Origin of the sequence: Aquimarina atlantica, from assembly GCF_000626715.1 — a bacterium.
Taxonomy (GTDB): Bacteria; Bacteroidota; Bacteroidia; order Flavobacteriales; family Flavobacteriaceae; genus Aquimarina; species Aquimarina atlantica.
The window spans coordinates 1-562 of sequence record NZ_AQRA01000039.1; the positions used below are offsets into that span (position 1 = coordinate 1).

The following is a 562-nucleotide window of genomic DNA, read 5'->3' on the forward strand; positions in this document are numbered from 1 at the left end:
CAACCAGGTTTATTAGGTTATTTCTTTACAATCGTATGTATTTCTGAAGTTCCTTTGGATGTTATTTTCACGAAATAGTTTCCTTTTTCGGTTATTGCTCCTCCAAAAGGAAGTACTCCAGGGTTTCTATCATAGTTTTTGTGATAAATACGTCTTCCTAAAAGATCATATACACTCATAGTAAATCTTTGTTTTCCTAATTTGGTTAGGTCAATATTGGTCATTTCGGTAAATGAGTTAGGATATACTTTAACCAGGTTCTCTGCTTTTTCTGGACCTGCTGCTGCCGGTCTTTTGGTTAACAATCCCTGACCTGCATTAGTGTTATATGCATAATCTAATATAGTGTAGGATAATCCATCATTTGCTACAGTAGCATAAAACCATCCATAATGTGTATTACCACTAATTTTGAAGGTAAATCCTATATAACCAGAGTTGCCATTCCAATTGGTATATGAAGAAGAACTTACAATATAACTATGAGATTCTGCAACAAAATTACTAGAGGCTCCAACTTCTACTCCTTCTCCAAGCATAGTTACATTTTTGCTACTACCTT

General features: G+C 34.3%; 1 protein-coding gene. It reads right to left on the reverse strand.

Features of this window, described 5'->3' with window-relative positions:
* Positions 1-17: 17 nt before the first annotated feature.
* Positions 18-562 (reverse strand): T9SS type A sorting domain-containing protein (locus ATO12_RS24495; RefSeq protein WP_131248902.1); only part of this gene is annotated, 545 nt, incomplete at its 5' end.